Genomic DNA, 17749 nt, shown 5'->3' on the forward strand with positions numbered 1-17749 from the left:
ATTGTGGCAGGGGCAGAGGGAATCGAACCCCCAACCTTCGGTTTTGGAGACCGACGCTCTGCCAGTTGAGCTATACCCCTGCAGCAGAGACTACGAGGCGCATCCGCCAGGATGCGCCCTTACACCGGTCAGCGAGCAGATTACTCGATGACCTTGGCGACCACACCGGCGCCGACGGTACGGCCGCCTTCGCGGATCGCGAAGCGCAGACCTTCTTCCATCGCGATCGGCGCGATCAGCTTCACCGTGATCGACACGTTGTCGCCCGGCATCACCATCTCGGTGCCTTCCGGCAGCTCGATCGAACCGGTCACGTCCGTCGTACGGAAGTAGAACTGCGGACGATAGTTGTTGAAGAACGGCGTGTGACGACCGCCCTCTTCCTTCGACAGCACATACACTTCACCGGTGAAGTGGGTGTGCGGGGTGATCGAACCCGGCTTGGCCAGCACCTGGCCGCGCTCGACGTCTTCACGCTTGGTGCCGCGCAGCAGCACGCCCACGTTGTCGCCCGCCTGGCCCTGGTCCAGCAGCTTGCGGAACATTTCAACGCCGGTGCAGGTGGTCTTGACCGTCGGCTTGATGCCGACGATTTCGATTTCCTCGCCAACCTTGACGATGCCGCGCTCGACACGGCCGGTCACCACGGTGCCGCGACCCGAGATCGAGAACACGTCTTCGATCGGCAGCAGGAAGGGCTTGTCGATCGCGCGTTCCGGCGTCGGGATGTAGCTATCCAGCGCGTCGGCCAGGCGGAAGATCGCCGGTTCGCCGATGTCCGACTGGTCGCCTTCGAGCGCCTTCAGCGCCGAACCCTTGATGATCGGGATGTCGTCGCCCGGGAAGTCGTACTTCGACAGCAGCTCGCGCACTTCCATCTCGACCAGCTCGAGCAGCTCTTCGTCGTCGACCATGTCGCACTTGTTCAGGAACACGACGATGTAGGGCACGCCCACCTGGCGGGCCAGCAGGATGTGCTCGCGGGTCTGCGGCATCGGGCCGTCGGCGGCCGAGCACACCAGGATCGCGCCGTCCATCTGGGCAGCGCCGGTAATCATGTTCTTGACGTAGTCGGCGTGGCCCGGGCAGTCGACGTGGGCGTAGTGGCGCGAACCGGTTTCGTATTCAACGTGCGCGGTATTGATCGTGATGCCGCGTGCCTTTTCTTCCGGCGCGCTGTCGATCGATGCATAGTCCTTCGCTTCGCCGCCGAACTTCTTCGTCAGCACCGTCGTGATCGCGGCCGTCAGCGTCGTCTTGCCGTGGTCAACGTGACCAATCGTGCCAACGTTGACGTGCGGCTTCGTCCGCTCAAACTTACCCTTAGCCATATCGCCATCCTTAAGAATCAGAACCAGAAAAACCAGAACGGCGCCCATTCAGACCGGAATCCGGTCATCTTGGCCGCCGCGCCAGGCCAGGCAGAAAATGAGTGGTGCCCTTGACGTGGATTGAACACGTGGCCTCTCCCTTACCAAGGGAGTGCTCTACCACTGAGCTACAAGGGCGCCGAAAACAGCACATCTGGAGCGGGCGAAGGGAATCGAACCCTCGTCATAAGCTTGGAAGGCTTCTGCTCTACCATTGAGCTACACCCGCACAGCCATTGCAAACCACTGCATGAACTCGCAGCCGATTCCTCAACCCATTCACTGCTACGCCGACCGGACTGCGAACCGAACGCGCCGCCCGACGTCTGTATTACTGGTGGAGGGAGAAGGATTCGAACCTTCGAAGGCTGAGCCGTCAGATTTACAGTCTGATCCCGTTGACCGCTTGGGTATCCCTCCACGCGAGAGCCACGCACTATAGGCGACGCACTTATCCATGTCAAACACTTTTTACAGCTTCCCGTGCCCACGCCGGCCATCGCTGCCCGTTTCGCGGCGAGCCGGGGTTCTTGCGGGTTTTCCGGCATTGAAGGCACTGCACACACTGGCTTAGCCTGACCGTGCCGGCTTCCTGCAGCGCCGCCCACAAGGCCTGTCGCAGGCAGCCTGTGCCATTCCGGAAAGCAAAGCTCTGGAAGGAGGAAGCGCCATGGCCGAACCCGAACATGCCCCCCACTCCACCGCCAGGCCAGCCAGCCTGGACGACAAGTACACCACCGCAAGCGGCCGGGTTTATCTCAGCGGCTACCAGGCGCTGGTCCGCCTGCTGATGATCCAGAAGACCCGCGACGAGGCTGCTGGCCTCGACACCGCCGGCTTCGTCTCGGGCTATCGGGGCTCGCCGCTCGGCGGCCTAGACCAGACGCTGTGGAAAGCACGCAGCCATCTCGAACGGCTCGGCATCGTCTTCCAGCCCGGCATCAACGAAGACCTCGCCGCCACCGCGGTCTGGGGCAGCCAGCAGGTGCAGCTGTCGCCGGGCGCCCGCCATGACGGCGTGTTCGCGATGTGGTACGGCAAGGGCCCGGGCGTCGATCGCTGCGGCGACGTCTTCCGCCACGCCAATGCCGCCGGCAGCGCCCGTTTCGGCGGCGTGCTGGTGGTCGCCGGCGACGACCACGCCGCCAAGTCCTCCACCCTGCCGCACCAGACCGACCACTTCTTCAAGTCGATGATGATGCCGGTGCTCGCCCCCGCCGGCGTGCAGCAGTACATCGATTTCGGCGTCCATGGCTACGCCCTGTCGCGCTATTCCGGTTGCTGGGTCGCGTTCAAGGCGCTCGCCGACACCGTCGAGACCTCCGCCTCGGTGGATATCGATCCCCAGCGCGTGCAGGTCGTGATACCGACCGACTTCGCCCTGCCGGCCGACGGCCTCAACCTGCGCTGGCCCGATCCGCCGCTGGTGCAGGAAAAACGCCTGCTGCACTACAAGCTGTATGCCGCGCTGGCCTACGCCCGCGCCAACCGGCTCAACCGGATCGTCATCGACTCGCCCAGCCCCAGGCTCGGCATCATCACCAGCGGCAAGAGCTATCTGGACGTGCGCCAGGCACTCGACGACCTCGGCATCGACGAGGCGCTGGCGGCCGAAATCGGCCTGCGGGTCTACAAGGTCGGCATGGTCTGGCCGCTCGAGGCCGACGGCGTGCGCAGCTTCGCCGAAGGCCTGGACGAGATCCTGGTGGTCGAGGAAAAGCGCCAGTTGCTCGAATACCAGCTCAAGGAAGAACTGTACAACTGGCGCGAGGACGTGCGCCCGCGGGTGGTCGGCAAGTTCGACGAGAAAGGGGAATGGGCGCACGTGCAGCGCCCGGACGGCACGATAGACCACGGCACCTGGCTGCTGCCCGCCGCCGGCGAACTGACGCCGGCGATGATCGCGCGCGCCATCGCGCTGCGCATCGGCCGCTTCTTCACCTCGGAGCGCATCGAAACCCGCGTCGCCTTCCTCCAGGCCAAGGAGCAGGCCCTGGCGCAGCGCAGCTTCAGCGCCGACCGCGTGCCCACCTTCTGCTCGGGCTGCCCGCACAACACCTCCACCCACGTTCCGGAAGGCAGCCGCGCGCTGGCCGGCATCGGCTGCCACTACATGGCGACCTGGATGCCCGAGCGCCGCACCCAGACCTTCACCCATATGGGCGGCGAGGGCGTGCCCTGGGTCGGCCAGGCGCCGTTCACCGACGAAGCCCACATCTTCGCCAACCTGGGCGACGGCACCTACTTCCATTCCGGCCTGATGGCGATCCGCCAGGCCGTCGCCGCACGGGTCAACATCACCTACAAGATCCTCTACAACGACGCCGTCGCCATGACCGGCGGCCAGCCCCACGACGGCCCGCTCGACGTGCCCACGATCGTGCGCCAGCTGCAGGCCGAGGGCGTGCACAACATCGTCGTCGTCACCGACGGCACCGAGCGCGCCTATGGCCCGGCCGACCTCGCCCACGTGCTGATCCGCCACCGCGACGAGCTCGACCTGATCCAGCGCGAGCTGCGCGCCTCGGGCGGCGTCACCGCGCTGATCTACGACCAGACCTGTGCCGCCGAGAAGCGCCGCCGCCGCAAGCGCGGCACCTATCCCGACCCGGCGCGGCGGGTATTCATCAACGAGGCGGTCTGCGAAGGCTGCGGCGACTGCGGCGACCAGTCCAACTGCATGTCCATCCTGCCGGTCGAGACCGATCTCGGCCGCAAGCGCCGCATCGACCAGTCCTCGTGCAACAAGGATTATTCCTGTCTCAAGGGTTTCTGCCCCAGCTTCGTCACCATCGAAGGCGGCAGCCTGCGCAAGGGCCAGGCCATCGCCGGCGACGAATCCCGCCTGCCGCCGCTGCCTGCTCCGCAGTTGCCATCGACGACCACGCCTTTCGGTATCCTCGTCACCGGCGTCGGCGGCACCGGCGTCATCACCATCGGCGCGCTGATCGGCATGGCCGCCCACCTCGACGGCAAGGGCGTCACCGTGCTGGACATGACCGGACTGGCGCAGAAGGGCGGCGCAGTCTTCAGCCACATCCGCATCGCCGACCAGCCCGAGTCGCTGCATGCGGTCCGAATCGCCGCCGGCGAAGCCGATGCGGTGATCGGCGGCGACCTGATCGTCAGCGCCAGCGTCGAAGCGCTCGCCAAGATGGCGGCCGGGCGCAGCCGTGCCGTGATCAACACCGCCGAGATCCCCACCTCGGCCTTCACCCACGACCCCGACTGGGCCTTCCCGCAACAGCGCATGGTCGCCACCCTGCGCGACGCCACCACCGCCGACAGCGACTTCATCGACGTGCAGCGACTGGCACTGGCGCTGCTCGGTGACGGCCTGGCGGTCAATCCCTTCCTGCTCGGCTTCGCCTGGCAGCGCGGTCTGGTGCCGGTGTCCGAAGCGGCGCTGATGCAGGCGATCGAACTCAACGGCGCGGCGGTCGGCATGAACAAGGACGCCTTCCGCTGGGGCAGGCGGGCGGCCCACGATCTGCAGAGCGTCGAAGCGCTGCTGCCGCGGCGAAGCCCTGAAAACCACCCGGAGCCCGGCCTGGACGCCCTGATCGAACGCCGCGTGGCAATGCTGACGGATTACCAGGACACAGCCTATGCCGAACGCTACCGCCGCCTGGTAGAGCGCGTGCGCGAAGCGGAGGCGCGCTGCATCGGCGCCGGCAGCACCCGCCTGACCGAAGCCGTCGCGCGCAGCCATGCCAGGCTGCTCGCCTACAAGGACGAATACGAGGTGGCCCGCCTTCATGCCGCGGCTGCATTCCGGCAGCAGCTCGACGAGACCTTCGAAGGCGACTACAGCCTGCGCTTCCATCTCGCCGTACCGCTGCTGGCGCGCCCCGACCCCCGCACCGGCAGCATCGCCAAGCGCAGCTTCGGCCCCTGGGTGCTGAAGTTGTTCCGCCTGCTCGCAAGCCTCAAGCGCTTGCGCGGCACGCGCTGGGACGTCTTCGGCCATACCTCGGAGCGGCGAGCCGAGCGTGCCCTGATCACGGAGTTCGAGGCCGACGTCGAGGAACTGCTGAGCAGCCTGAGCCCGGACCGCCTGCCGCTGGCGATCCAGCTCGTCGAACTGCCCGAACGCATTCGCGGCTTCGGCCACGTCAAGGCCAGGAACATGTCCTGGGCGGCGCAGCAGCGCAAGCAGCTATTGGCGCAATGGCGGGCCGCCCCGGCGAGCCCTGCCGAACAGCCAGACTCGAACACGGAAGCCGCGGCTGACACCAGGCCACGCACGGAGATAACAGCCTGAACCGATAAACCTCGGGATGCAGGCTAAGATCGGCATCTTTTACCTCCCAACGCAGCCGATGCCGCCAGCCCTCAAAGCCCTCTGCGCCCAACTGCTGGGCGCAGCAGGCGCTTTCGCCCTCGCCCGTGCCGGACTCATCACCGGCCTGTGGCCGCTGGTCGCCGCCCAGGCGAGCCTGGCCGCGCTTGCCAGCCTGCTGCTGCGCAGCGAGCGCTGGTGGCTGCCGATCCATCTCGGCTTCCTGCCCGCCGCGCTGCTCGCCCATGGGCTGGCGCGGACGCTGAACCTGCACCCCGGCTGGTTCCTCACTGCTTTCATCCTGCTGTTGCTTGTGTACTGGACGAGCTTCCGCAGCCGCGTCCCGCTCTATCTCAGCAATCGCGCGACTGCGGCAGCCCTCGGCCAGTTGCTGCCCGCCACGCCGGCCCGCCTGCTCGACATCGGCGCCGGCACGGGCTCGGTAATTCGCCCGCTCGCCCGCGCCCGGCCCGATAGCCACTTCAGCGGCATCGAACTCGCCCCCCTGCCCTGGCTGCTCGGCCGCCTGCTGACACGCCGCCAGTCCAACATCGACTGGCGGCGTGGCGACCTGTTCGCAACGGCATGGTCGGACCACGACATGGTGTATGCCTTCCTGTCGCCAGTGCCGATGGCAGCAGTCTGGGCCAAGGCCCGCGCCGAGATGAAACCCGGCAGCCTGCTCGTCAGCAACAGCTTCCCCGTGCCCGGCGCCGAAGCCGAGCGTATCGTCGCCGTCGGCGACCGGCGCGCCACGCAGCTTCACCTCTACCGGATCGGCGGCTCGGGCGACGCTGCCGATAGACCGAAATAGCGGGTCGAACAGGCGCTTTTCCAGCCCTTGCCCACCGCACCGCGCCGCGATAATTCCCATCGTGCGGTCGACCGCGGCCGCCAGCAAAGGATGGACGGATTCATGGCTGAGATCATCTGCGTGATCGGCAACAAGGGCGGCACCGGCAAGACCACGCTATCGCACATGCTGTGCCAGGGCCTCGGCCTGCTCGGCCAGCGCGCCGCCTGCGTGCTCACCGACACCTCGCGCGAACCGCTGTCGCCCGCCGGCCGGCGCTACGTCACCGCCGACGCCCGCACCCGTGAAGCGCTGAGCAAGGTCGTGGACAAGCTGCGCGGACTCGACAACTGGATCGGCATCATCGACGGCGGCGGCAACCGCACCGAGATGGACCGCACGCTCTATGCGCTGTCGGACATCGTGCTGCTGCCGTTCCGTGACTCGCACGAAGACATCCGCACCGTGCTGCGCGACCTCGAGATGTTCCCGCGCGCCTATGCCGTGCCCTCGCAGTGGCCGACCAACGCCTGGCAGCGCGATGCCGCCGACCGCGCCGTCGCACAGTTGATGCACGCCCACCGCCACCGCATCCTGCGGCCGGTCAATGCGCTGTCCTCTTCGAAGCTGCTGCTGCAGCGACAGATACCGGAGCACCTGCCGACACCGCTGGCCAACGCCTGCCGTTCGATCGCCCGCCAGGTGCTGCAAGTGCTCGAGATCGACTTCGCCGCAACCACCGTAGAGGACGAGCAGCTCGACGACATCGAGCCGCTGCCGGCAACGGAGCGCCCCTTGCGTCTGGCCGGCACGGCACGCCGTCCCCACTGAGGCGAAGCACGCAGCCATCTCCGCCGTCGCAGGATCTGGAGCCGGATCGCCGACACGATTTCAGCAGCCAGGCAATGCATCAGGTAATATATTGAGCTATCACCACAACTTATCGGGAGCGTGCCAATGTCTCAGGATCACAACGCGCAGGATCCGCTCGAATTCGTTCGCGGCATGTGGAGCAGCATGGGTTTTTCGCTTCCGGGCATGGTCACGCCCACCCTCGACGTCGATGAGCTGGACAAGCGCATCACCGACATGAAGGCAGTCGAAGGCTGGCTGAAGATGAACCTGAACATGCTGCAGATGAGCATCCAGGGTCTGGAGCTGCAACGCGCCGCGCTCTCCGCGGTCAAGGCGATGAGCACGCGTTCCGACCCGGACGACGCAGCGCCCGACAGCAGCGCCAACCCCTTTGCCGCCGCCGCGGCGATGTGGCCCTGGAACCTGATGACCCCGACCGAGCAGCCGCAAGCCGACACGGCCGCGCCCGCCGCCGAGGCCAAGACGAGCAGCCGCAGCACCCGCCGCAAGCCGGCCGGCGACAAGTAAAGACCGGGCGTGGAGCCCGCAGGCGCCCCCTCCCCGGTCTCGACCGGGGAGGGGGCGTTTTTTTCATGGTCTGTCAGCACCACTCGCAAGACGCAAGCGGCACTTCTCAGATAATGCCCGTCTCGCGCAGACGCGCGATATCGGCCGCGCTCAGCCCTGCCTCGCCCAACACTTCATCGCTATCGGCACCCGCCGTTTTCGGCGCCGGCCGGAAGACTTGCTCCGGCATGCCCGACAGCCTCACCGGCGGACCGAACTGGCGCACGCCATCCACTTCGACCACCATGCCACGCGCTTTCAGCTGCGGGTTTTCGAGGCTCTCCTCCAGGCGCAGCACCGGCGTCACGCAGCAGTCGACACCATCGAACAGCGACACCCATTCGGCCTGGCTGCGGCTGGCGAAGATCACCGCAAGCTCGGCCTTCGCCCCCTCCCCGGCCTCGCCGGTCGCCAGGTGGAATGGCTTCAGGTCCGGCCGCTCCAGCGTATCGCAGACCATGTTCCAGAACTTCTCCTCCAGCGCGCCGACCGCCATGTAGCGCCCGTCGGCGGTGCGATACACACCGTAGCACGGTACCTGTCCGGTCAACAGATCCGCGCCGCGCGGCCGCACCTGTCCGCTCGCCAACACTTCGGCCAACGGAAAAATGGCGTGCGCCATCACGCCGTCGGTCATCGACACATCGACCATGCGCCCCTTGCCGCTCGCCCGGGCATCGACCAGGGCGGTCAGGATGCCGAACAAGGCGGTCATGGTGCCGCCGAGCAGGTCTCCGAGCTGCAGGTTGGAGAGCGCCGGCGCACCGCCGGCAGTGCCGATCTGGTCGAGCACCCCGGCATAGCCGACATAGTTGAGATCATGCCCGGCGCGCTGTGCATAAGGGCCGGTCTGGCCATAACCCGAGATGCTGCAGAACACCAGGCGCGGATTGATGCGGGCCAGTGCTTCGTAACCGATGCCGAGCTTGTCCATCACCCCCGGGCGGAAGCCTTCGACCAGGATGTCGGCGCCGGCCACCAGCTTCTCGAACACCGCCCTGCCTTCGGCATGCTTCAGGTCCAGGCGCAGGCTGCGCTTGTTGCGATTGACCACCTGGTAGAACCAGCTGGTGTCGCCGCCCATCGCCCCCATGCTGCGGGCGTAGTCGCCGGCACCGGTGTCCTCGATCTTGATCACGTCGGCGCCGTAGTCGGCAAGGTGCTGCGTCGCCAGCGGGCCGGGCAGCAGGCGGGTCAGGTCGAGCACGCGCACACCGGCCAGCGGCAGCCGAGCATCATCGCGAGAGTTTTCGTTCATCGGCATCCCCATATGAAGGCGGCGCCCGCAGGCGCCGCAGGAAGGGCAGGACGGCGCGGCCTCAGGCGTAGGTCCGCATGTCGTCGATCACCTTGCCGTCATTGGCAAGCGCCCCGCCCGGCAGGAAGGCGACCTCGCCACGCAGCTTGGTCAGCTCGCGCAGGCTGGCCGCGACCGCTGCCGCCAATGTCTCGCTGCCGCCGCCGGCGACTTCGCACATCAGCGTCATGCGGTCGTTCATGTCGGGATTGTCCACCACCAGCCGCGCGCGCGTGATCTCGGGGTGGCGCTTGACGACCTGGGCGACCTGCCCCGGATGGACGAACATGCCCTTGACCTTGGTCGTCTGGTCGGCGCGGCCCATCCAGCCCTTGATGCGCAGATTCGTCCGCCCGCAGGGCGAGACGCCGGGCAGCAGCGCCGACAGGTCGCCGGTGCCGAAGCGGATCAGCGGATAGTCGGGATTGAAGGTGGTCACCACCACTTCGCCCACCTCGCCGGGCGCGACCGGATCGCCGGTGCCCGGACGGACGATCTCGACGACGACGTCCTCGTCCACCACCAGGCCTTCACGCGCCTCGGTCTCATAGGCGATCAGGCCGATGTCGGCGGTGGCATAGGCCTGGAAAGCCTGGATGCCGCGCACGGCGAAGGCGTCGCGGATGCTCGGCGGGAAGGCTTCGCCGGAGACGAAGGCCTTGGTGAAGGACGGCTCGACACCGAACTCGCCGGCTTTCTCGAGCAGGATGCGCAGGAAGGACGGCGTGCCGACATAGGCATTGGGCCGCAGGTCGGCGATCGCCGCCAGTTGCTGCTCGGTCTGGCCGGTGCCGGCCGGAAAAACGGTGCAGCCCAGTGCATGGGCTGCGGTCTCCATCATCGAACCGGCCGGCGTGAAATGGTAGGAGAACGTGTTGTGCACCAGGTCGCCGGCGCGGAAGCCCGCGGCAAAAAAAGCGCGCGCAAGACGATAGTAGTCTGCCCGCGCGCCCTCGGGCTCGTACAGCGGCCCGGGCGAAGCGAACACCCGCCGGCAGTTCCCGCCCCAGCCGACGGCGGCAAAACCGCCGAAAGGCCTCGCGGCCTTCTGCAACTCCAGCAACTCCGACTTGCGCGTGACCGGCAGCCTGGCGAGTTCGGCGCGGCTCGTCACCGCAGCGGGGTCAATGTCCGCGAGCAGGCTGGCAAACGCCGGCGCATTCGCCCGCGCATGGGCGATCTGCGCCGGCAGGCGCGCCATCAGCTCGCGTTCCCGGCTTTCGGGGTCGCGGTTTTCCCGCTCATCGTAGAAATTCATCTCGGCATCCCTGTTCGCTGCGTTGTGGAGTTCGCTGCTGCGCCCGGCTTCAGCTCAGCCAGCGCTTGCGGCGGCGGTAATGCTTGACCTCGCGGAAGCTCTTGCGCCCTTCGCCCGACAGGCCGAGATAGAACTCCTTGACGTCCTCGTTGGACGACAGCTCCTGGGCCGCCCCTTCCATGACGATGCGGCCGTTCTCGACGATGTAGCCGAAATCGGCGTAGCGCAGCGCCACCATGGTGTTCTGTTCGGCAAGCAGGAAGCTCACCTTTTCCTTGGCATTGAGATCCTTGACGATCTCGAACACCTCTTCGACGATCTGCGGCGCCAGGCCCATCGACGGTTCGTCCAGCAGCACCATGTTCGGGTTCGACATCAGCGCCCGGCCGATCGCGCACATCTGCTGCTCGCCGCCCGAGGTGTAGGCCGCCTGGCTGGTGCGGCGCGTCTTCAGGCGCGGAAAATAGGCGTAGACCTTGTCGAGGTTGGCAGCGATCTCGCCCTTGTCGGTGCGCGTATAGGAGCCTGCGAGCAGGTTTTCCTCGATCGTCAGGTGGGCAAAGCAGTGGCGGCCCTCCATCACCTGCACGACGCCGCGGCGCACGAGATCGGACGGCGACAGCGCTTCGACACGTTCACCGCGGTACTCGATCATGCCCTTGGTGACTTCGCCGCGCTCGCCCTTGAGCAGGTTCGAGATCGCCCGCAGCGTGGTGGTCTTGCCCGCGCCGTTGCCGCCGAGGATGGCGACGATGCCGCCTTCGGGCACCTGCAGCGAAACACCCTTGAGCACCAGCGCGACGTGGTTGTAGATCACCTCGATGCCATTCACATTGAGGAGGAGATTCGGTGCGTTCATCGCTTCATCCGATCAGGTCGATGCCGCCGCAAGGCGGCACCGGTGTGATTCGCATCACCGCACCTGCCGCAACCCCGAAGGGATGCGGCAGGTGCGGCCCAAAGCCCGGATCAGGGCTGGCAATCAGCCGCATCGCGGCGCTTGATCTGCTTCTCCGCGGCATAGCGGTCGGCCGTTTCCTTGGCCAGCGGACCGATCACGCCCTTGTCGGCTTCGTACCACTTCTCGTTCATCACCCACTTGCCGCCGTCCCACTGGTGGATGCGCACCCACGACGAACCCATGTGGTCTTCGCAACTGGTCTTGAGCGGGCGGATCACGCCCTTCAGGCCCAGCTCCTCCAGGCGCTTCTCGTCGATATTGAGGTTCTCGAAGCCCCAGCGCACCTGTTCGCCGGTCATGACCTTGCCCTTGCCGTACTGCTCCTGGGCGCGGCGGATGGCCTCGACGCTGAGCATGGAGATGATCATGCCGCGGGTGTAGAGCACCGAGCCGACTTCCTCGCGCGGGCCGGTCCCCTGACCTGCGTCATGCACCTTCTTCAGGATGTCCTGCATCAGCGGATAGTTGGTGCCGTTGGGGTTCAGCGCCAGCGCGCTGTAGCCCTTGGCATTGGCGCCGACGTCCTTGACGTCCGGCTCGGCGCCGGCCCACCACACGCCGAACAGCTTCTCGCGCGGGAAGCCGGTGGCCACCGCTTCCTTCAGCGCGGTGGAATTCATCACCCCCCAGCCCCACAGCAGCACGTAATCCGGGCGCTGCTGGCGCACCTGCAGCCAGGTCGCCTTCTGCTCGACGCCGGGCGCGGTCACCGGCAGCAGGCTGAGCTGGAAGCCGTGCATCTCGGCACGCTTCTGCAGCAGCGGGATCGGCTCCTTGCCGAACGGCGAATCGTGATAGACCAGCGCGATCTTCTTGCCCTTGAGCTTGTCGAGCCCGCCTTCCTTGTCGCCCAGGTGCTGGATGAGCGCGTCGGCCGCGGTCCAGTAGCTGCCCATCAGCGGGAAGTTCCACTTGAACACGCCGCCGTCCTGCGACGCGCCCAGGCCATAACCGAGCGTGATCAGCGGGATCTTGTCGATCGGCGCCTTGTCGGTCAGGGCGAAGGTGATCCCGGTGGCCTGCGGGTCGAACACCGAGGCGCCCTTGCCCTTCAGGCGCTCGTAGCATTCCACACCCTTGTCGGTGGCATAGCCGGTCTCGCACTCCTCGAAGGCGATCTTGACGCCGTTGATGCCGCCGGTGGCATTGATGTACTTGACGTAGTCCTGCTTGCCGTTGGCCCAGGGCACGCCGTTGGGCGCATAGGCGCCGGTGCGGTATGACAGCAACGGAATGTACTGCTCCTGCGCCACAGCCGGAGTGGCGAAGGACGCGGCGCCCAGCGCGGCAAGCGTCGCAGCAAGAGCCAGGGGCTTGAATTTCATGGGTGTCTCCTCGTGTTTTTTGGTGGATGGTACGTACCGCGTACCCGGACCTGCAGCAAAGAACGACTGGATCAGTGCGGGAAGGGCCACAAGCGCATCTTTTGCTTGCCCACGCTCCACAGCTTGGCCAGGCCATGCGGCTCGACGATCAGGAAGAACACGATCAGCGCGCCGAAGATCATATGCACCATGTGGGACACCGTGGCAGTTGACATCGGGATGCCGAACCAGTGCGGCACCTGGTCGAGCAGGATCGGCAGCAGCACCATGAAGGCCGCGCCGAGGAAGGCGCCGGAGATCGAGCCCAGGCCGCCGATGATGACCATGAACAGCAACTGGAAGGAGCGGTCGATCGAGAAGGCCGCCGGCTCCCAGGCGCCCAGGTAGACGAAGGCCCACAGCACGCCGGCCACGCCGACGATGAAGGAGCTGACCGCGAAGGCCGTCAGCTTGGCGTACACAGGGCGGATACCGATCACCGATGCCGCCACGTCCATGTCGCGGATCGCCATCCACTGGCGGCCGATGGCGCTGCGCGTCAGGTTCTTGGCCATCAGCGCGAACACGCACACCACCACCAGGCAGAACAGGTACTTGCTCACCGGCGACTCGATCGGGATGCCGAACACGTTCAGATTCGCCACGCTCACCGAGCCCGAGGTCGAGTTGTCGGTGAACCAGCCGATGCGCAGGAAGGCCCAGTCGGTGAAGAACTGCGCGGCCAGCGTCGCCACCGCCAGATACAAGCCCTTGATGCGCAGCGACGGAATCCCGAACAGCACGCCGATCACGGTCGCGCACAATCCGCCCAGCAGCATCGCCACGATCAGCGGCATGCCGTCGATGCGAACCATGAAGTTGTAGGCGGCGTAGGCGCCCACCGCCATGAAGGCGCCGGTGCCGAGCGATATCTGGCCGCAGTAGCCGACCAGGATGTTGAGCCCGAGCGCCGCCAGCGCCAGGATCAGGAAGGGAATCAGGATGGCGCGGAAGAAGTATTCCGAGCCCACCAGCGGCATCACCACGAAGGCGACCAGCAGCAGCAGGCCGATGGCCCAGCGGTCCTGGAGGATGGGAAAGATCTGTTGGTCGGCCGCGTAGCTCGTCTTGAACTGGCCGTTTTCTCTGTACAGCATGCGGAAAGTCTCCCGAAATCGCGAAGGACGTCAGACGCGGTCGATGATTTTTTCGCCGAACAGCCCTTGCGGCCGCACCAGCAGGAAACCCAGCGCCAGCACGTAGGCGAACCAGATCTCGATGCCGCCGCCGAGCATGGGCCCGATGTAGATTTCCGACAGCTTCTCGCCCACGCCGATGATCAGGCCGCCGATGATCGCGCCCGGAACCGAGGTCAGCCCGCCCAGGATCACCACCGGCAGGGCCTTCAGCGCCACCAGCGACAGCGTGAATTGGACGCCCAGCTTGGAGCCCCAGATGATGCCGGCGATCAGCGCGGCGAAGCCCGCCACCGACCACACGATCACCCAGATCTTGTTCAGCGGGATGCCGATCGACTGCGCGGCCTGGTGGTCGTCCGCCACGGCGCGCAGCGCGCGACCGGTCTTGGTCTTCTGGAAGAACAGCGCCAGCACGATCACCAGCAGCGCGGAAACGACCGCGGCGACCAGGTCTTCCTTGCTGATCATGACGCCGCCTTCGAACATGCTCTCCATGACGAAAGCCGGGTCCTTCGGCATGCCGACGTTGATGCTGTAGATGTCGCTGCCGAACAGGGTCTGGCCGAAACCGTCGAGGAAGTAGGCGATGCCCAGCGTCGCCATCAGCAGCGTGATGCCCTCCTGGTTCACCAGCTTGGACAGGCAGAAGCGCTCGATCGCCCAGGCCAGCGCCACCATGACCGCCATCGCCGCGATGAAGGCCAGCAGGTTGGCCAGCAGCAGGCTCTCGAAGCCGAACCACTGCGGGAACCATTCGGCGAAGCGCGCCATCGCCAGCGCGGCGAACAGCACCATCGCCCCCTGGGCGAAGTTGAACACGCCGGAGGCCTTGTAGATCAGCACGAAGCCGAGCGCGACCAGTGAATACAACATGCCGGCCATCAAGCCGCCGAACAAGGTTTCAAGAAAGAATCCCATGACAGTGTCCCCGCTCAGTGCGACGTGCCCAGATAGGCATTGATGACGTCTTCGTTGTTGCGCACCTCGTCCGGTGCGCCGTCGCCGATCTTCTTGCCGTAGTCGAGCACGACGACGCGATCGGAGATGTCCATGACCACGCCCATGTCGTGCTCGATCAGCACGATGGTGGTGCCGAACTGGTCATTGACGTCGAGGATGAAGCGGCACATGTCCTGCTTCTCCTCCACGTTCATGCCGGCCATCGGCTCGTCGAGCAGCAGCATCGACGGCTCCGCCGCCAGCGCGCGGCCCAGCTCGACGCGCTTCTGCAAGCCGTAGGGCAGTTGGCCCACCGGCGTCTTGCGCACGTCCTGGATCTCGAGGAAGTCGATGACCTCCTCCACCTTCTCGCGGTGGGCGATCTCCTCCTTCTGCGCCCGCCCCCAGTACAGCGCCATGTCGAGGATGTTGCTCTTCATCATCAGGTTGCGGCCGGTCATGATGTTGTCGAGCACGCTCATGCCCTTGAACAGCGCGATGTTCTGGAAAGTGCGGGCGATGCCCTGGCGCGCCGCCATGTAGGGCTCGAGCCGCTTGCGCTCCTGGCCACGGTAGAGAATCCTGCCTTCCTGCGGGTGATAGACGCCGTTGATGACGTTGAGCATCGAGCTCTTGCCGGCGCCGTTGGGGCCGATGATCGAGCGGATCTCGTGCTCGCGCACATTGAAGCTGATGTCGGTCAGCGCCTTCACGCCGCCGAAGCGCAGCGAGATGTTCTGCAGGTCCAGGATCACGTCGCCGAAGCGGCGGCCCGGATCCACGGCGGCATCAGAGGCGGCGGGGTTGATGTCGGTCATGTCCATTCCTCGTCTCCTCAGGCGGCACGCTGGCCGGCCTGCGGCGCAAAAGTCTTCGCTTCCTCGATGCGCAGGTCGGCCGAGACCTTGCCGGTGCGGCCGTCCTCGTAGGTGACCTGGGTCTCGATGAACTGGCGCTCGCGGCCTTCGAACAGCGCATCGACCAGCACCGCATACTTCTCGGCGATGAAGTTGCGCCGCACCTTGCGGGTGCGGGTGAGTTCGCCGTCGTCGGCGTCCAACTCCTTGTGCAGGATCAGGAAACGTTTGATCTGCGCGCCGCTCATCTTCGGATCGGTCGCCAGGTCGGCATTGACCTGCTCGACGCAGTCGCGGATCAGCGCATACACCGCATCCTGCGAAGCCAGGTCGGTGTAGCCGGAGTAAGGCATGCCTTTCCTTTCGGCCCAGTTGCCCACCGCTTCGAGGTCGATGTTGATGAAGGCGGTGACGAACTCCTTGCCGCTGCCGAAGGTGACTGCTTCCTTGATGTGCTGGAAGAACTTGAGCTTGTTCTCGATGTAGTTGGGCGCGAACATCGAGCCGTCGGCCGTCTTGCCGACGTCCTTGGCGCGGTCGATGATCTTCAGGTGGCCGTCCTCGTCGAAGTAGCCCGCATCGCCGGTCATGAAGTAGCCCTCGGCGTTCAATGCCTCGGCGGTAGCGTCGGGCCGCTTGTAGTAGGCCTTCAGCAGCATCGGCCCCTTGACCAGGATCTCGCCGTTGTCGGCGAGCTTGACCTCGACGAAGGGCGCCGGCTTGCCCACCGAGTCGAGCTTGATCTGGCGGTCGGGCTGCATGCAGACGTAGGCGCAGGTCTCGGTCTGGCCGTACAACTGCTTCAGGTTGATGCCGATCGAGCGGTAGAAGCGGAACAGGTCCGGGCCGATCGCCGCGCCGGCGGTATAGGCGACGCGGATGCGGCTCATGCCGAGCACGTTCTTCAGCGGGCCGTACACCAGCAGGTTGCCCAGCCAGTACTGGAAGCGGTCGCCGCCGGAGACCGGCTTGCCGTCCAGGATGTCGGCGCCGCAGCGGCGGGCGACGTCCATGAAATGATGGAACATCCGGCGCTTGAGCGCACTGGCGTCCTCCATGCGGATCATGACCTGGGTCAGCAGGTTCTCGAACACCCGCGGCGGCGCGAAGTAGTAGGTGGGGCCGATCTCGCGCAGGTCGGTCATCACCGTCTCGCCGGACTCGGGGCAGTTGATCGTGAACCCGGCCACCGTCGCCTGGGCGAAGGAGAACAGGTGATCGCCCACCCAGGCCATCGGCAGGTAGGACAGGATGTCCTCGCGGTCGGTCAGCGCGTCGAACTGGATCGCGCCGCGCGCGGCCGAGATGAAGGCCTCGTGGGTCTGGCACACGCCCTTGGGCTTGCCGGTCGTCCCCGAGGTGTAGAGCATCACCGAGATGTCGTCCGGCGCGCCCTTGGCGATCTCGCCGTCGAGAAAATCAGGCTGCGCCTGCGCCAGGGCCCGGCCGGCGTCCTGCAGCGCGTCCAGCGACATCAGCAGCGGCTGGCCGTATTTGCGCAGGCCGCGCGCATCGTCGTAGATCACGTGCTGGAGCAGCGGCGCCTCGCCGGCGATCTCCAGCATCTTGTCAACCTGCTCCTGGTCCTCGACCACCGCGAACCTGACCTCGGCGTCCTGCAGCACATAGACCATCTCCTGCGCCACGGCGTCCTGGTACATCATCACCGGAATGCCGCCGAGGCATTGGCAGGCCATCACCGACGAGTACAGCCGCGGCCGGTTGTCGCCGACGATGGCCAAGCGGTCGCCGCGCTTGAAGCCGATCTTCGCCAGGCCGCAGGCGATCGCCCGCACGTTGTCGGCAACCTGGCCCCAGCTATAGGTCTGCCAGATGCCGTATTCCTTCTCGCGCATGGCGGGCTGCTGCGGCCGCTGCCTGGCATGGTGCATCAGGTAGCGCGGAAAGGTATCCAGTCCCGCGTCCCGCCTGTCGTTGTCGGACATGCCCCTCTCTCCTCCAGTGTCGTACTGCCTGTCTCTTTGCCGGATTCTTTCGTTTCGTTTTGCTTTCCGGGCCCGGCACGGCGCCCTGACCGTGTCGATTCAGACTGCAGTCTCGCAAGGC

The 17749-nt window shown here is 66.1% G+C and carries 13 protein-coding genes and 4 tRNA genes; 4 read left to right on the forward strand and 13 right to left on the reverse strand.

The features are described 5' to 3' along the window. Positions 1-4: 4 nt before the first annotated feature. From QM748_RS12160 to QM748_RS12180, 5 genes are all read right to left on the reverse strand, one after another. Positions 5-80 (reverse strand) — tRNA-Trp (locus QM748_RS12160). A 60-nt stretch (positions 81-140) separates the two neighbouring features. Continuing rightward, complete coding sequence (gene tuf / locus QM748_RS12165; protein WP_415247196.1) at positions 141-1331, reverse strand: elongation factor Tu; 1191 nt, start codon at positions 1329-1331, stop codon at positions 141-143. A 102-nt stretch (positions 1332-1433) separates the two neighbouring features. Continuing rightward, a tRNA-Thr gene (locus tag QM748_RS12170) sits at positions 1434-1508 on the reverse strand. A 17-nt stretch (positions 1509-1525) separates the two neighbouring features. Then, positions 1526-1599: transfer RNA gene (locus QM748_RS12175), tRNA-Gly, on the reverse strand. Positions 1600-1705: 106 nt separating this feature from the next. Next, positions 1706-1790, reverse strand: a tRNA-Tyr gene (locus QM748_RS12180). Positions 1791-2040: 250 nt separating this feature from the next. Between QM748_RS12180 and QM748_RS12185 the strand changes: the two genes are divergently transcribed. From QM748_RS12185 to QM748_RS12200, 4 genes are all read left to right on the forward strand, one after another. Further along, positions 2041-5634: an indolepyruvate ferredoxin oxidoreductase family protein gene (locus QM748_RS12185; RefSeq protein WP_415247206.1), complete on the forward strand. Its 3594-nt coding sequence runs from the start codon at positions 2041-2043 to the stop codon at positions 5632-5634. 58 nt (positions 5635-5692) lie between these two features. Continuing rightward, positions 5693-6466, forward strand: coding sequence for a class I SAM-dependent methyltransferase (locus QM748_RS12190; protein WP_415247207.1), 774 nt, complete (start codon positions 5693-5695; stop codon positions 6464-6466). Positions 6467-6568: 102 nt separating this feature from the next. Beyond that, the gene (locus tag QM748_RS12195) at positions 6569-7276 is read left to right on the forward strand and encodes a hypothetical protein (protein ID WP_415247208.1); all 708 of its coding nucleotides are present in this window, start codon (positions 6569-6571) and stop codon (positions 7274-7276) included. 126 nt (positions 7277-7402) lie between these two features. Then, positions 7403-7828 (forward strand): PhaM family polyhydroxyalkanoate granule multifunctional regulatory protein, encoded by a 426-nt coding sequence (locus QM748_RS12200; RefSeq protein WP_415247209.1) that lies wholly within the window; start codon positions 7403-7405, stop codon positions 7826-7828. A gap of 106 nt (positions 7829-7934) precedes the next feature. Here the strand turns inward: QM748_RS12200 and QM748_RS12205 are convergent, their stop codons facing one another. The 8 genes from QM748_RS12205 to QM748_RS12240 all read right to left on the reverse strand — a co-directional run bounded on the left by QM748_RS12205 (position 7935) and on the right by QM748_RS12240 (position 17628). Next, positions 7935-9125, reverse strand: a complete 1191-nt coding sequence (locus QM748_RS12205) for a CaiB/BaiF CoA transferase family protein (protein ID WP_415247210.1) — start codon at positions 9123-9125, stop codon at positions 7935-7937. 61 nt (positions 9126-9186) lie between these two features. Further along, entirely contained in the window at positions 9187-10422 is a 1236-nt protein-coding gene (locus QM748_RS12210; RefSeq protein ID WP_415247211.1) for a phenylacetate--CoA ligase family protein, read from the reverse strand. 49 nt (positions 10423-10471) lie between these two features. After that, positions 10472-11281: an ABC transporter ATP-binding protein gene (locus tag QM748_RS12215; protein WP_415247212.1), complete on the reverse strand. Its 810-nt coding sequence runs from the start codon at positions 11279-11281 to the stop codon at positions 10472-10474. Between the two features lie 110 nt (positions 11282-11391). Further along, positions 11392-12708, reverse strand: coding sequence for an ABC transporter substrate-binding protein (locus QM748_RS12220; RefSeq protein ID WP_415247213.1), 1317 nt, complete (start codon positions 12706-12708; stop codon positions 11392-11394). A gap of 71 nt (positions 12709-12779) precedes the next feature. Next, on the reverse strand, positions 12780-13844 hold the full coding sequence (locus QM748_RS12225) for a branched-chain amino acid ABC transporter permease (RefSeq protein WP_415247214.1): 1065 nt from the start codon (positions 13842-13844) through the stop codon (positions 12780-12782). Between the two features lie 30 nt (positions 13845-13874). After that, a complete protein-coding gene (locus QM748_RS12230; protein WP_415247215.1) occupies positions 13875-14804 on the reverse strand; it encodes a branched-chain amino acid ABC transporter permease in 930 nt (309 codons plus the stop codon). Positions 14805-14818: 14 nt separating this feature from the next. After that, a complete protein-coding gene (locus QM748_RS12235) occupies positions 14819-15649 on the reverse strand; it encodes an ABC transporter ATP-binding protein (RefSeq protein ID WP_415247216.1) in 831 nt (276 codons plus the stop codon). A gap of 11 nt (positions 15650-15660) precedes the next feature. Next, the gene (locus QM748_RS12240) at positions 15661-17628 is read right to left on the reverse strand and encodes an AMP-dependent synthetase/ligase (RefSeq protein WP_415247217.1); all 1968 of its coding nucleotides are present in this window, start codon (positions 17626-17628) and stop codon (positions 15661-15663) included. Positions 17629-17749 lie beyond the last annotated feature (121 nt).

Origin of the sequence: Thauera sp., from assembly GCF_047601425.1 — a bacterium.
Classification (GTDB): Bacteria; Pseudomonadota; Gammaproteobacteria; order Burkholderiales; family Rhodocyclaceae; genus Thauera.

Bases quoted from the DNA above. Each gene is read 5' to 3' on its own strand.
- tuf (WP_415247196.1), bottom strand. From the start codon at position 1,331: ATGGCTAAGGGTAAGTTTGAGCGGACGAAGCCGCACGTCAACGTTGGC.
- QM748_RS12185 (WP_415247206.1), top strand. From the start codon at position 2,041: ATGGCCGAACCCGAACATGCCCCCCACTCCACCGCCAGGCCAGCCAGC.
- QM748_RS12190 (WP_415247207.1), top strand. From the start codon at position 5,693: ATGCCGCCAGCCCTCAAAGCCCTCTGCGCCCAACTGCTGGGCGCAGCA.
- QM748_RS12195 (WP_415247208.1), top strand. From the start codon at position 6,569: ATGGCTGAGATCATCTGCGTGATCGGCAACAAGGGCGGCACCGGCAAG.
- QM748_RS12200 (WP_415247209.1), top strand. From the start codon at position 7,403: ATGTCTCAGGATCACAACGCGCAGGATCCGCTCGAATTCGTTCGCGGC.
- QM748_RS12205 (WP_415247210.1), bottom strand. From the start codon at position 9,125: ATGAACGAAAACTCTCGCGATGATGCTCGGCTGCCGCTGGCCGGTGTG.
- QM748_RS12210 (WP_415247211.1), bottom strand. From the start codon at position 10,422: ATGAATTTCTACGATGAGCGGGAAAACCGCGACCCCGAAAGCCGGGAA.
- QM748_RS12215 (WP_415247212.1), bottom strand. From the start codon at position 11,281: ATGAACGCACCGAATCTCCTCCTCAATGTGAATGGCATCGAGGTGATC.
- QM748_RS12220 (WP_415247213.1), bottom strand. From the start codon at position 12,708: ATGAAATTCAAGCCCCTGGCTCTTGCTGCGACGCTTGCCGCGCTGGGC.
- QM748_RS12225 (WP_415247214.1), bottom strand. From the start codon at position 13,844: ATGCTGTACAGAGAAAACGGCCAGTTCAAGACGAGCTACGCGGCCGAC.
- QM748_RS12230 (WP_415247215.1), bottom strand. From the start codon at position 14,804: ATGGGATTCTTTCTTGAAACCTTGTTCGGCGGCTTGATGGCCGGCATG.
- QM748_RS12235 (WP_415247216.1), bottom strand. From the start codon at position 15,649: ATGGACATGACCGACATCAACCCCGCCGCCTCTGATGCCGCCGTGGAT.
- QM748_RS12240 (WP_415247217.1), bottom strand. From the start codon at position 17,628: ATGTCCGACAACGACAGGCGGGACGCGGGACTGGATACCTTTCCGCGC.